This window comes from Stieleria marina (assembly GCA_007741555.1).
Classification (GTDB): domain Bacteria; phylum Planctomycetota; class Planctomycetia; order Pirellulales; family Pirellulaceae; genus K23-9.
Map to the genome: position 1 here is coordinate 6,020,659 of CP036526.1, position 12,532 is coordinate 6,033,190.

13 protein-coding genes are annotated in these 12,532 nt (G+C 54.6%); 3 read left to right on the top strand and 10 right to left on the bottom strand.

Annotation, left to right across the window (positions count from 1 at the left end; genetic code table 11):
- The first annotated feature begins 61 nt into the window (after nt 1-61).
- Entirely contained in the window at nt 62-292 is a 231-nt protein-coding gene (locus tag K239x_RS21365; protein WP_145420413.1) for a hypothetical protein, read from the top strand.
- On the opposite strand, the gene K239x_RS21370 is transcribed toward K239x_RS21365, so the two are convergent.
- Nucleotides 283-3,210, bottom strand: a complete 2,928-nt coding sequence (locus K239x_RS21370; protein ID WP_419189246.1) for a TolC family protein — start codon at nt 3,208-3,210, stop codon at nt 283-285. The two genes, K239x_RS21365 and K239x_RS21370, sit on opposite strands and share 10 nt — an antisense overlap.
- Before the next feature lie 579 nt (nt 3,211-3,789).
- Between K239x_RS21370 and K239x_RS21375 the strand changes: the two genes are divergently transcribed.
- Nucleotides 3,790-5,187: a cytochrome b family protein gene (locus K239x_RS21375; RefSeq protein WP_145420414.1), complete on the top strand. Its 1,398-nt coding sequence runs from the start codon at nt 3,790-3,792 to the stop codon at nt 5,185-5,187.
- Between the two features lie 111 nt (nt 5,188-5,298).
- Here K239x_RS21375 and K239x_RS21380 read toward each other — a convergent pair whose 3' ends face one another.
- A complete protein-coding gene (locus K239x_RS21380; RefSeq protein ID WP_419189247.1) occupies nt 5,299-5,772 on the bottom strand; it encodes a CBS domain-containing protein in 474 nt (157 codons plus the stop codon).
- 110 nt (nt 5,773-5,882) lie between these two features.
- On the bottom strand, nt 5,883-6,053 hold the full coding sequence (locus K239x_RS28880) for a hypothetical protein (RefSeq protein ID WP_419189248.1): 171 nt from the start codon (nt 6,051-6,053) through the stop codon (nt 5,883-5,885).
- A 39-nt stretch (nt 6,054-6,092) separates the two neighbouring features.
- Between K239x_RS28880 and K239x_RS21385 the strand changes: the two genes are divergently transcribed.
- The gene (locus tag K239x_RS21385) at nt 6,093-6,572 is read left to right on the top strand and encodes a hypothetical protein (RefSeq protein WP_145420416.1); all 480 of its coding nucleotides are present in this window, start codon (nt 6,093-6,095) and stop codon (nt 6,570-6,572) included.
- Here the strand turns inward: K239x_RS21385 and K239x_RS21390 are convergent, their stop codons facing one another.
- The 7 genes from K239x_RS21390 to K239x_RS28885 form a co-directional block, all read right to left on the bottom strand.
- Nucleotides 6,573-7,745, bottom strand: coding sequence for a hypothetical protein (locus K239x_RS21390; RefSeq protein ID WP_145420417.1), 1,173 nt, complete (start codon nt 7,743-7,745; stop codon nt 6,573-6,575).
- A gap of 107 nt (nt 7,746-7,852) precedes the next feature.
- The gene (locus K239x_RS21395) at nt 7,853-8,353 is read right to left on the bottom strand and encodes a hypothetical protein (protein WP_145420418.1); all 501 of its coding nucleotides are present in this window, start codon (nt 8,351-8,353) and stop codon (nt 7,853-7,855) included.
- A 9-nt stretch (nt 8,354-8,362) separates the two neighbouring features.
- Nucleotides 8,363-8,632 carry a WXG100 family type VII secretion target gene (locus tag K239x_RS21400; RefSeq protein WP_145420419.1) on the bottom strand — a complete coding sequence of 90 codons (270 nt, stop codon included), beginning with the start codon at nt 8,630-8,632 and terminating at the stop codon, nt 8,363-8,365.
- Nucleotides 8,633-8,676: 44 nt separating this feature from the next.
- Complete coding sequence (locus K239x_RS21405) at nt 8,677-9,411, bottom strand: tetratricopeptide repeat protein (protein ID WP_419189249.1); 735 nt, start codon at nt 9,409-9,411, stop codon at nt 8,677-8,679.
- Nucleotides 9,412-9,504: 93 nt separating this feature from the next.
- Nucleotides 9,505-10,647 carry an iron-containing alcohol dehydrogenase gene (locus K239x_RS21410; protein WP_145422492.1) on the bottom strand — a complete coding sequence of 381 codons (1,143 nt, stop codon included), beginning with the start codon at nt 10,645-10,647 and terminating at the stop codon, nt 9,505-9,507.
- A gap of 172 nt (nt 10,648-10,819) precedes the next feature.
- Complete coding sequence (gene epsC / locus K239x_RS21415) at nt 10,820-11,794, bottom strand: serine O-acetyltransferase EpsC (RefSeq protein WP_145420420.1); 975 nt, start codon at nt 11,792-11,794, stop codon at nt 10,820-10,822.
- A gap of 327 nt (nt 11,795-12,121) precedes the next feature.
- Nucleotides 12,122-12,397: a hypothetical protein gene (locus tag K239x_RS28885; protein WP_419189250.1), complete on the bottom strand. Its 276-nt coding sequence runs from the start codon at nt 12,395-12,397 to the stop codon at nt 12,122-12,124.
- Nucleotides 12,398-12,532 lie beyond the last annotated feature (135 nt).

Genomic DNA, 12,532 nt, shown 5'->3' on the forward strand with positions numbered 1-12,532 from the left:
ATTGCGACAGTGATGTTTACAACAGGGGCTCTTTCGTTTGTCTTCTGGCTGGATCTTGCTGATGAAAACCATGCGTGCGTTGTTGACTTTGTCGCTAGCGACCCTCTTCACACCGATAGCTGCTTTTGCCCATAGCGGACACGGCATCATCTCCGACAGCGGGGATGCCAGGGACACTGTGCTGCACTATGTCACCCAGCCCGAGCATGCTGCCACCATCGGCGTGGCAATCCTTTGCGTCGGCATCATTGGTGTAGCGGCGACTGCGTTCGCACGCCGAAGCTATTCCTGAATCACCGGCACGCCGACTGAGTAGCCCGAGATATCTCCGGGCGGCAGCTCACCAATCGAATGGTTGCTAATCGGCACATTGCTGTTTGGCATACTGGTAAACGGCACGGTGCTGACCGGCACATCACTGACATTGATGATCTGTTCGGCCTGCTGATTGAAGCGAGGTTCTTCGGGCGGCAGCTTGATCTTGATACAGCAGTCGCTGCAATCTCCGTCGATCAATCCATCGTTTGTTGTACCGGGTAACGCCAGCAGTTCGTCGGTGGACAATTTGCCCGGATCGATCCAAAGTCCTTCGGGCGTCAATTCCATGGTGCCCAAATCGAAGTCCAAACCGCGGCGGACGACTTCGTAGTTGACAAAGATATTGAGCAACGAGTTTTGCGAATTCAGCAAATCTGACAACGCCGAAATCGTATCTCGAGCCGCGGTCGGACCACTGCTAAGGCCCCGTGCATCGCGGAACGACCGAATGTCTTCGTTCAATTCAATCTGTGCCGCCGCGATCCGAACCGATTGTCGGCCCAATTCAAAGTTGACACGATTGGATTGCAACTGCCGCACTTGGCCACGGAGGAGTTGCCAAATGCCATCTTCAAAACCGTAGTAGCTTCGTTTGGCCTGCTCGTACTCGATTAGCGATTGCCGGTACGTGTTACGTTCTTGCAATCGAGTGATCGGAGCGTCCCACTGTAGTCCGGCACGCAGCCGTCCCGTGCTGCCACGCAGACTGAGCGGATTGTTACCGACGTTTTGCACATCGCCAGTGAATACGATGTCCAGCGAACTTTCCAAATCGTCCGCGTTGAATTCGATCAGACGCCAGGCATCGACCAACGAAGCACGAGCATTGGCCCAGTCACGTCGATTCTTGCGAGCGATCTCGAAGGCGGTCGCTGGATCGATTTCGACTTCCGGCAAGATCACGCTTTCTGTCCGAGCACGTGCCTGAATCAACTGCAACGCCAAGACATCGTCACCCATGTCGGCCAACAAATCTTGCGAGAACAAAATGATCTCATCGCGAAGTCGTCGAGCACGATCGTAGGGCGTTCCGTCACCCGCCTGCGTGCTGGTGAACTTGGTCATCGATGCTTCTAGCTTGGCGATCCGAGCCGTATACGAATTCAACCGTTTGAGAAGTTTTTCGTAGTCTTTGCTCAATCGATCGCGAAGTGTATCGAGTTCGCCGATCTCAAAAATCGACTCGTCCAGTTCTTTGACGTTCAAGAGCGTGCAAATATTGTCACGTTCAAGTCGATACAGTTCGACCAAGTTTTCGTTTTGCTCTTTTCGCTCGGGCACCGACTCGGTCAGGAGCTCGATGTCTTTGCGAATTCGTGGAAGGTCATCATCAATCAGCTTCTTGTTGAACGCTGAAAGCGGTTCGATACTTTCTTGCAAAAGGCTCATCTTCTCGCCGATACTGCTGGACCAATCCAGCTTACTCTCCGGCAATCCTGTCGCAGGATCGACGTCCGATTCTGTCTCTTGCAGCAGGGCCACATTAATCTCACCCACGGCGTTGCGGACTTTGATCAGTTGTTCGCGGCGACTGCGAAGATTGCGGTCGATCAGCTCGAACTGCTCCAAAATCGGATCTTCGATCTTGATACAGATGTAAGGTGGCAATCCAAGGTCGCCGACAAATCCGTCAAGCGAACCTTGATAGGCGGCTTGCCGGGACACCAATTGGCTTTGGGCATTCAAGAGAGCCGATTTAGCCTGAGCGACTTGCAACCGCTGGCGAATGATGGCTTCTGGATCGTCTGGGATCGTCGTTAGAAGTTCGATCAGTGTGTTTTCCAGGACCAGCAAGTTCTCGCTGAGACGAGCGATGTTTTCTTCCAAGTTTTGAATCTGCAATTGATCCTGTAGCAAACCAAAGAAGCCGCCCGCTTGCGGTACACCGCCGCCTCCGCCGACACCAGCGTTACCGCTACCGTTTAGACCGGCGAATCCACCGCCGAGCCCGTTGAACCCACCAAGCCCGACGCCAAATACACCACCACTACGCCGAACCGTGCTTTCGGTCCCACGGCCGATAGTGATGTTCAGGTAAAAACTACGTCGATAGCGTTCGAATGAACGGACGTTTGCCAGCAGAGAACGCTCAGCACGTGTGAGGCGTTCCATCACCCGGTCGCGACCGGCTCCCCGAAGCAGCGGTTGAATCAGCGAAAAGTCCAAAACAGTCGTGGCACTTTGTGCACTAGGACCACTTAGCTCCCACACAATGCTGTTGGCGACACCCGCGATCAGTTCACCCCCCGTTGCCAGCGAACGTTGCAAAGCAAGGTCGCGACGCCCGTTACTATTGGGGCCGATCTCAAAGGTGGTGCTACGCACACCGGTATCGGTGCGACGATCGCCTGATCCGGTCAAAAACGCGCTGGCACCGCCAAAGAACTGCGTGTCAAACTGAAAGCGTTCGCTGCTGACGTCCAGTGCCGACAGGTAAAGCTCTTCGAGCTGCTCTTGGTAGTCCGGCGAATGCAGCAGCGCGATCTGGACGGCGGTTTCGGCATTAAGGACCAGCACGCCGTCTTCGTTGAGCGGCAAGAATTCCCACCAATCGGGACTTTCGACGCTATTGGTGACGCCCGCGGCCTCCCACATGGGGTATCCGCGACGCCCATCGACACATTGCATGTATCGATGTGACGCCGGATCGTCGATCGGCATTGGCTGAAAATCCAAGTCGAACGGATTGAACATTCGACTACGACGGTCAATGTCGATCCGGGCCGGAGCAGGCGCCGGACGGGCCGTGTGGGCGGATTTCTCCCGAATCAGAGCATGGGCCTCCATGTCCGCCTGCTTGCGGTAATACTGGCGATGACAGCCGGCAAAGAGGCCCATGGCCACAATGCTTGCAATAGCTAAAACCGGTGCTGGACGGGTAAATGAAGTCATCACGATGATCCGCGGGAATGGGGAAATCGATGTGGGCACGAGAATCCGCGTTTCTGGCGCGGTCCCTGCCACCGAATCGACTTCGGCGCGAATAATCCGGTTGCTTCACTGGTATCACCAGTCCTGCTGATTGTTTGCCCCCCAATGGTGAGTCTCGTACCGATTTTTAGGATGCTAATGGCTAACGCGGACGGTGCGTCAGCGTCGATCGATAGGAATAAGCCACTGATGCAATGCGGAGCTGCCGGCAAACTCTGCTGAATAAATTGAGTTTGAGCCCGGGATTTCCGAGAAAACCTTGACGTTACAAGCCACCCAACTTACTATCCGACAGGGTGCTATTCCCGCGGTGTGAGTGATCTGCTTGACCTGGTGGTTCGCTTTTGCACCGAGCCATCGCCCTTAAATGATCATGGCCGTTGCCCTTTATTGAAGTCGGTGGGCAAATATTCAGATTATCATCGACCCAATTCGGCCCTTATCCCAAACCGCTTAGAACGCAATCCTTGTCAAATTCATCTCCTCGCCGAGCATCGATCTCGATGCCCCCCAGAGCACACTGACTGAGCATTTAGCATTATGAAGTTTGCAATTCTGGGTGTCTTGATCTTGATCGTGATCGCCTTCATCTATTTGCTTTGGAAAGCATCCAAGCATTGGCGTTGGTATCACATCACGACTGCCGTGATCACCATGATTCTGGCGATCACGCTGGTCTTCCCTACCGCCATGGTTTTGAAGAGCCGTGCGGCATGGCATCAAATCAAAGAAAAACTGGAAGTCCAGGCTGAGAACGCCCAACAAGAAAATACGCTGATCAAGTACGGCGACCCGACCGATGCCAACACAGGTGTCGGATTGTTGGAATTAACACAGCAACTTGGCAAACTGGGACGCGAAGCTGGTCGTCGATGGCGTGGCCTGCAGTTGCAAAACGCAAACGCTCAGGGCGTCACATTACGTGCCATCCCCACGACGCCTCCGCCTGGCATCCCCGGCAACGACGACGGCGCTGCGGCACCCGAACCAGCGTCTTTGCCACAAGCCAACTTGGTCGTCTACGGTTTTGCCGAAGGCAACTATCAGAACCAATCGGTTCCCGTTTTTTACTTAGGTGAATTTCGCGTCGAAGCGAGTGCAGGCAATCAATTGACGCTGTCGCCGACAGGTCCGTTGGAACCCGCACAGCTCCAGGCGATCTCAGGCGGCAGAGCCGCGCGATGGTCGCTTTACGAAATGTTGCCCCTTGATGGGCACGAACCCTTTGTCGCAGACGGCAGCGAAAGCAACGATGACAATGTGTTTGGCCGTATCGACGATGCACTAGTCAATCAATTGCTTGGCAACAAAATTCGTCCGGAGACACTGCAAGAGTATCTCCGCGACGGATCACGATCCAATCCAGACGACGTACTGCTGAGTCGCTGGGTAAAAGTCGAGTTTACAAAGAACCACAAAATTGACGTCGATTCGCCAACGCAACAGGGCGCACTCGAAGGCGGCTTCTTTGATGCCAGCGGCCGAGCAGTGGACAGCCGACTTCAGCGCGGCGAAGGCGGCGACACACTTTTCCGCGCCGAACAGCAGATCATTGTCAAAGAAGAAGCCGCCAAACAACTGATCGACGTCGATGGCGTCGCAAAGTTAGTGGACACCTACTACCTGCGACCTCTGAATGACTATCGGTTCGTTCTTCGCCGACTGCGTTTGCGAATCAATGAAGCGGCAAGCCGAAAGATCGAACTGGATTTTGAAAACAAAGTCCTCCAAGACGCCAAAGACGCGACGGATTCGATGCTGACGGTGAACCAAGAGATCAAGCTTAAATTGGAGCAGGATCAGGATCAGGTCAGCGTAGAACTGAAGGCCGTTTCGGATTACGAAGCGGAAGTCCGAGCGAAGGTTGACGAACTCCAGAAAGAATGCCAACGGCTGTATCAGGACAATCTGCGTCTTGAAAAATTGCTGCCAAGGTAATTTCGCCAGCCAACATCGCTTTGATTCCCGAGAGCTCATTCCCGAGAGCTCAATTCGGAGCCTTCATTTACGGGCGTTCGTTTTCAAACGCTCATTTTCGAGCGAGGAATTCTAGATTGGACGCTGCCCGTCTTCGTACAAGGCACTGACGTACAATCCTTGCTGCTTGACCGGTGTTCGTGCCGCACCGATGTGCTGCCGAGCCACTCGCATCACATCGCGCCGGGAAATCTGCCCCTTCAGTCGTCGTTCATCGTCCAAGACCGGCAACCGTCGGCAGGCAGCGTCGATGAAGGTCTGGGCGACCGTCAGAAAATCCGTCTCCTCTGTGATGACTCTTGGATTTCGATCGACAAAGGCCATCAACATGTTCGATGGCAACTGTTCGTAGGCTGCGTCCAATACGAAACGCATGCACGACTTCTCTGAAAAGATACCCAAAAATCGGCCATCCGGATCGACCACCGGTGCGCCGGAGATCTTCTTTCGTAACAGGACATCAATCGCATCGAAGACGTCCATCTCTGGTGAAAGCGTAATCAGGTTTGAAACCATCATTTCACGGGCGACAATACTTGGAATCATTGGGGCTGCCTCTAAGAGAAAAAAACGCGAAGAGCAAGAGCCCCCAGCAATCGAAACTCGCTGAGGTCTGTCACCAGCGTGTCGCACCGACATAGCAGTCGTCAAGAAAATTAGTCGCAGTTTCCGCGACGTTGCATCAACAGCAATCGCCCTTCACGAACGATGCTGCATGGATGCCAAGTGTCGGCAGCGGGCACCGCGATGCGTAAATCGCGTGCTTCCAGCAAGTCACGCCGCCAATGATTGGTTGGATGGACGGGCAACACTTGGGCACGATACATTAGTTGTGATACTTTTCACAACAATGGGAAAACAGATTGATGACAGGTCAGTGGGTTGAAATTGAGTTTGATTGCTTGCCACTTCGCAGTGTCACACGCATCGACGTTCCCGTGGACGCGTCACCGGTCTACGAACAGTTTGTCCTGCGCGTCAAAGCGGCGATGGCAAAGCATGGAACGCACAACACTTATTACGTGCATCAAGGTCGATGTGTGTTTCACTTGACCAATGATCCGCAACGTGGTGAAGTCGCGTTTAGGTTCGAGGGCACGGCGATGACCGACACCAAAGATCGGCTAACCAAATCGGTTGACCTGGAAATCACTTTGGATCGCGAAACCTGTACGTGGCTGACCGAACCGATCGTCGCGTTTTTGACCGAAAGCGTTCAGCACGCCTTGATGGTCGAATTCGATCGCTACATCGATGCTGGAGACCTGCAGCGAACACAAGAGCGAATCGAAAAGATCAATCAACAAAGCGACGAAGCCGACGGTTTTGTGGGCATGTATCTCTGATCAGTTTTGCGACGCGTGCAGTGCCGCGGCATAACCCAAGACATCGTTGCGTCGTTGGCAATAACCCAAAATGGCTTCATAAGCATCGCCATTGCTTGATGCTTTAGAGCGATCGGCAATGTCCATCAGTAGCGGCACGATTCGCTGGGCAGGCACATCGTCAGGAACAAGCGAGATCGCGGCGTCGATGGCTTCTTGAAAACGACCACTACGATCCAGCAGACTGACATACGTTTCGATCGCTGCGGTGCCGTGCTGAACGACATCAACACTTTTGGCTTTGCGTTCAAAGTATTTCAGTCCCGCGTCGACATCGTCGCCCAACAGCACAGAATAAAACGTTGAGTACGCGGGGTAAAAATCGACGAACGGCTCATCACCTGGATACTGGAACTGGTGGTTGAGACGGCGGCCATACTGTGTCATCTCCCACGCTTTTTTCATCGATGGCTGATCGGTTAGCACCGACGCGATTCGAACCGTGGATGCTAAGTGGGTCGTATCCAAATGGTAGCCGCCTTCGTCCAGCACCCACTTACGTGACGTAATCATGTCGGCCAACGACTCCGTTGGATCGGGCGCTGAATCTCTCTCTGTTATGTCATCACGCACCAGCCCAATCAATTCGTCATAGAGGTGATTGAGCAATCGCGATGCAGCGGCCTGCTGGTCCGTTTTACTGCGCTGCGATAGCGACTGTTCGTACAGCGTGATACTGTTGCACGTTCCCTGATGGTCCAGCACGGCTTGGAAGCCACGTCCGACGTCGACGCCTTCGTGCAACAAGACTTGAATCATGTCGTCGTAGTTGTCGTCGTTGATTTCGATGTCCTGGACCAAATCCCGCGCCAGACTAGTGTCGCCGGTGGGCCGCAGGTACATCCAGCCGTCGGTGATGCGCCCGTCTTGGATTAACATCGTTCCGGTTTCGCGGCACGCGTCCAGCAACCCAGCTTCAAGCTGGCGTTCGGCGTCTTCGGGATGCGTCGCTTCGTCATCCGACGCTAGCAGCGGCATTCCCAGTCCGTGCCGGATTCGCATCTTCAACGCTTCGAACAGCTCGATTGGCAAACGAGACTGTCGAAAATGGTCGACCAGCTGATCCAACATCTCGGAGCAGTTGGCACGGTGATCAGCAAGTACGGCAAAAATGGGTGAATCCGTCTGAGACATGAATCAATCTGATCGGGGAAAGGACAGGAACACAGACCACCAATGGAAAGGCTAGCCAAGCGATCTTCAAGAGGTCTGGTAAACCATCGCGGCCCCAAACGCCTTGCTTAGCCTTGTTCAGACGGCGGTTCGGACTTTTCTGCGTAACGCCTCAAGTGTTCGATCAACGTTTTCAGTTCGCCGGCCGCCTTGGGCAGCAAGACATCACAGTGCTCCGAAACATCAGCTAACGGCCCCAAGACGACGTCGCATTCATGTGAAATCTCCACGGCAATGGCCTTGGCGAGACGACTCTTTTCGCGGCACAGGTCCAACCGTCGTTTGGCCTGATTGACTCGGTTGACCGCTTCGGTCGCCGCGGGTCGGTCCGAGGCGCGGACAGCGGCGCGTTTTTGCGACAGATTATCCTTGGCTTCATTCAGTTCTCGTTCGGCCAACTCGATTTGCCGACGCCAATAGCGAGGGCGGTCATCAGCGAAGTACTGATCGGCTCGATGAATTGCCATCCGCAATTCTTGCAGAACCGCATCCCAGTTGTCAGACAGTTTCAACAAACCAGCATGAAATGCGGCGAGCGATTCGATATCACGGACATTACTTTCCGACATGAGCGTTTACTAATGGCCCAAGTAAGCGTCAATTTGTTCGGCCTTGCGCATCAGGTAAGGCACGTGCTGTTCAGTGTTTTTGATCAGTCGCGCCAGCTGACGCATCTGGTCGGTGAACTCTTCGGCAAATTTGCGTTGCTGCTCATCACGCCAAGTCTGTTCCAATTGATTCATTTGCGATGCGATCGCCGTGGAACGTTGTTTCAGTTCTTCAGAAAATCGATGCAACTGGCCAGCGAACTGACGCAAGTGTTCGGGATCAACGACTGCTTGGCTCATCGGGGACTACTTTCGATGCAAAAGGAATGGGACACGGGAAAGCATCACGGCGTTGCCGCTGCCAGCTGTTGTTCGGCAATTTGGAGTGCTTCGCGATAACGATTCTGCGTCAGTTCGACGCCCAACCGTTCGGCCGTTTCACAAAGCAACTTCAACGCAGCGACTTTGGTGCGTGGCGGAGAGATCACAGATCGACGGAGCGATGCAGCCCGAAAAGCCGCCATCGCTTCGACGTCGCGTTTCAATTCCAGCAAGCATCGTCCGCCAATCAGATAGCCGTACGGCGAATGTTCATCACTGGACAAAAGTGGTTTGACTGCGTTCAGCGATTTTTCGTACATCTCGGCATCGTACAGTGCCTCGGCCAACACGATTCGCAGATGGACCAAGGACGGATTCCGCTTCAACCGTGCCTTGCAAACTTCGATGCGACGGCTGGCCCAATCAGTCTGACTTCGCTGAAGTTCCCGCTCGGTTTCGCTGGTACAGAGTCGTTGATCCAGATCAGCGACCTCGCGCAGTTGTTGCAGCGACCGCGCCAGCGTGGCCTCTTCAAACTCCCACAGCACTTTCATGTCGTCTGGAAATATTTTTCGCGCCTGCTCCAGAATACGCCGGGCTTCCGCCGGACGATCTTCGGCACGATAAATCGCCCCCAATTCCAGGAATCCATCGAGATCGGTCGGACTGGTCCGCAGATGAACTTCCAACTCCTGCCTGCGTTCGATGTTGAGCGCAGCCGGTGCGTTGGAATCGCTTTGTTTTTCAGAAGGTGACACCAAAGACATGCCCGCTGGAGAGGAATCAGATAAGTCCTTCCATTGTGAACCAATCGGCTCACCAGAGCAAACGTGCCGCACAAAACAGCGATCTTAAGCGACGTCGCGGTACAATTCGCTGACCCGATTTTCATCCAGAGGCACCGGATTGAATGTGCCGGTCCATTGCTTCATGGCGTCTTGAACGAACGTGTCGATACCAGAGGACGGGATAGACAGTTCTTCAAACGAAGTCGCCAAACCAGCCTCACGCATCCATCCGATGACCATCGACGCCAGCCGCTCGGGCGCTTCGGCAGCGGTGACGCCAGGATCCACTTCACGCATGAGTTCTGCGTACCAGTCGCCATGAACGGCTCCGTTCATGCGGATGACCGCTGGGAGCATCATGCCAACTGCCTGGCCGTGTGTGATGTCATGGTGAGCGGTCAAAGGGTTCGCCGTGGCATGCGCCGCCCCCAGCATCGATGTTTCGATTGCCATTCCCGCGAAACAGGCCCCGAGTTGCATCTGGCTGCGTGCTTCGACATCGGTAGGCTGCGAAAGAACTTTGGAGAATCCGGTGGCCAAAAACCCAAACGCTCGCCGCGAATACATCACCGACATTGGATTGCGTCGCTTGGTGACATAGGTTTCGATCGCGTGCGAGATCGCATCGATTCCCGTTAGCGCCGTGACGCGTTGCGGCTGGGTGATCGTCAGTAGCGGGTCCAGCACTGCGACGCGGCATGCGGCACGCGGATCACCGCAGGGCATTTTGGTATGCGTCACCGCGTCACTGATCAACGCAAACGACTGGGCTTCGCTGCCTGTCCCCGATGTGGTCGGCACAGCGATCATCGGCAGCAAGTCCGTGGTTGCTTTGCCGACACCATGGTAGTCATGGATGGTGCCGCCACACGAGTAGACAAAGTTAATGCCTTTGCAACAGTCCAGGCTACTGCCGCCGCCAAGGCCGATCAGCAAGTCCGGTTTGGCTTCCGCGGCCTTTGCGACCCCAGCATCCACCATCGCCGACGTGGGGTTTTCGCCAAAGTCATGAAAAGAATCGACCGTCAAACCACTCTGCTTTAGCACGTCGATCGCGACGCCAAAATGACCGGCGTCAACGATCCCCGCATCGCTGACGACCAGCACACTGCGAGGCCTGAAGCCTACGGCTAATTCGCCCAATCGGTCGACCGATCGTTCACCAAAAACAAAGCGGGTTCGGTTCTGCGTATCAAACGGCAACATGTCGGTTTCGGCGGGTGGCCTCTGGTAGGTGCAGCCGAGAAAAATCGGTGCCACCGGAGGGCAGAAGGTAGGCGGGTTTGGTTGCAACACTGTAAATGCCCGTCGAGGTTCAAGCGACCGCCATAAAAATGGGGGTCAAAAGTGTTTTATGCCAGAAGACAGCCGTCCCCTTCTAAATCTGAAAGTTCAGATCGTGGTCGGCCGTCGCACCACTGTTTTTGCCGTCGCGGACGCGAAGCTGCGGTTTTTCCAGCGTGACGGTCGTATTGGGCGACACCGTTTTTGTAATCCAAACACTGGAACCAATCACGCTATCGCGTCCCACCACGGTGCGTCCGCCTAGAATCGTCGCGTTGGCATAGACCACCACCCCGTCTTCGATCGTCGGATGTCGCTTGGTGCCGCGGATCAATTGTCCGTCGTCATCGGTTTTAAAACTTAACGCCCCCAGCGTCACCCCCTGATAGAGTTTGACGTGTTCGCCAATTTCACAGGTTTCACCGACCACCACACCAGTTCCGTGGTCAATAAAAAAGTACCGACCGATCGTGGCGCCGGGGTGGATATCGATCCCGGTTCGCTGATGCGCCCATTCGGTCATCATCCGCGGGATGAACGGCACTTGCAGTCGATGCAGTTCGTGAGCGATTCGGTAGACCGTGATCGCCTCCAAACCCGGATAGCAAAAAACGACTTCGTCCGTCGTTTGGCAAGCGGGATCGCCATCGTAGGCAGCCTGGACATCCGTGGCCAACACGGCACGTAGCGCCGGAACACATTTCAGTGTTTCGATCGCCATCGCCTGTCCCTTGGCTTCAAAATCGATGTCGCTTTCGCAATCGTTGTGTTTCTGCTGGACACGATTTTCGTGCCGGAGCGCTCGCGCGATTTGGATGGTCAGCGAATCGTGAAGCGAATCGATCAGCCCGCCCACGTGATAGCGAATGTTACCGTTGTGAAGCCCCACTTTGCGCTGATAGCCAGGATACAGAATATCTTTCAGATCCATCAGGATCTCGATCACCGCTTCGTAACTTGGCAGCGCGCAATGACCCAAGTGATTGATCGCGTCATCGGGCGTGTAAGTCGCCACGATTTCTTCGGTCAATGTCGGCAGATGTTCTTTCAGTCGAAAGTCGGATGCCACAGGTCTGCTCGATAAAAAGGGTCAGCGATTGGGACAACGACAAAAATCACGTTAACCAGCTTTCAGCACACATCCGAGTTTCGCTCGTCCGTGTGCCCTCCAGACCATTGTTGGCCTTGGCAGGTTCAGTGGCTAGTGCGGCCTAGAAAGACTTCGCAACAGCAGCGTTCTGTCCATTCAAACGAAAACCAGCGACCGAGCCAAAGCCTTGTCGCTGGTCATTCACATTTTCTTGAATTCCTCGATGCCTACCGTAGCCGGCTGAATCAGCCGACTCTTGGCAAGCAGCTCTTGGGTGCCCATTCTTGGCGAGCACTCAAGACTTCTTTAGCGACCGATACTCGGTGGATTTGCTTGTAGAAAATCACGTGGTCCGCGAGTCGTGTAATACGGATACGCAACCTGTCCACTGGCAGGGCCCGGTGTGAAGGGGCGACTGTTCAAATTCGCAGCGGCATTGTGACCGAGCAATCCGGTTTGCAAATGCGAGCTGTAATCCAGCCCACCTGATTGCCAACCCAGTTTTCCGGCTTGGCAACCTGGACGTCCACAGTTTCCACCACAGCCGCCTTTGCATCCTAGCAGACCAGCCGCAGTTCCCATGGAACCTCGAACGCCGCAGTTACCACTTTGGCATCCGCCACCACAAGCTGATCCACAACTGGAGGCCATCATGCCACCACCGCAACTACCGCTCTGACAAGTTCCACTACTGCAACCGCCACTCGATGAGCATGA

Bases quoted from the DNA above. Each gene is read 5' to 3' on its own strand.
- K239x_RS21410 (WP_145422492.1), bottom strand. From the start codon at position 10,647: ATGTTGCCGTTTGATACGCAGAACCGAACCCGCTTTGTTTTTGGTGAA.
- K239x_RS28880 (WP_419189248.1), bottom strand. From the start codon at position 6,053: ATGTATCGTGCCCAAGTGTTGCCCGTCCATCCAACCAATCATTGGCGG.
- K239x_RS21395 (WP_145420418.1), bottom strand. From the start codon at position 8,353: ATGTCGGAAAGTAATGTCCGTGATATCGAATCGCTCGCCGCATTTCAT.
- K239x_RS21385 (WP_145420416.1), top strand. From the start codon at position 6,093: ATGACAGGTCAGTGGGTTGAAATTGAGTTTGATTGCTTGCCACTTCGC.
- K239x_RS21375 (WP_145420414.1), top strand. From the start codon at position 3,790: ATGAAGTTTGCAATTCTGGGTGTCTTGATCTTGATCGTGATCGCCTTC.
- K239x_RS21365 (WP_145420413.1), top strand. From the start codon at position 62: ATGAAAACCATGCGTGCGTTGTTGACTTTGTCGCTAGCGACCCTCTTC.
- K239x_RS21380 (WP_419189247.1), bottom strand. From the start codon at position 5,772: ATGATTCCAAGTATTGTCGCCCGTGAAATGATGGTTTCAAACCTGATT.
- K239x_RS21400 (WP_145420419.1), bottom strand. From the start codon at position 8,632: ATGAGCCAAGCAGTCGTTGATCCCGAACACTTGCGTCAGTTCGCTGGC.
- K239x_RS28885 (WP_419189250.1), bottom strand. From the start codon at position 12,397: ATGGGAACTGCGGCTGGTCTGCTAGGATGCAAAGGCGGCTGTGGTGGA.
- K239x_RS21370 (WP_419189246.1), bottom strand. From the start codon at position 3,210: ATGACTTCATTTACCCGTCCAGCACCGGTTTTAGCTATTGCAAGCATT.
- K239x_RS21390 (WP_145420417.1), bottom strand. From the start codon at position 7,745: ATGTCTCAGACGGATTCACCCATTTTTGCCGTACTTGCTGATCACCGT.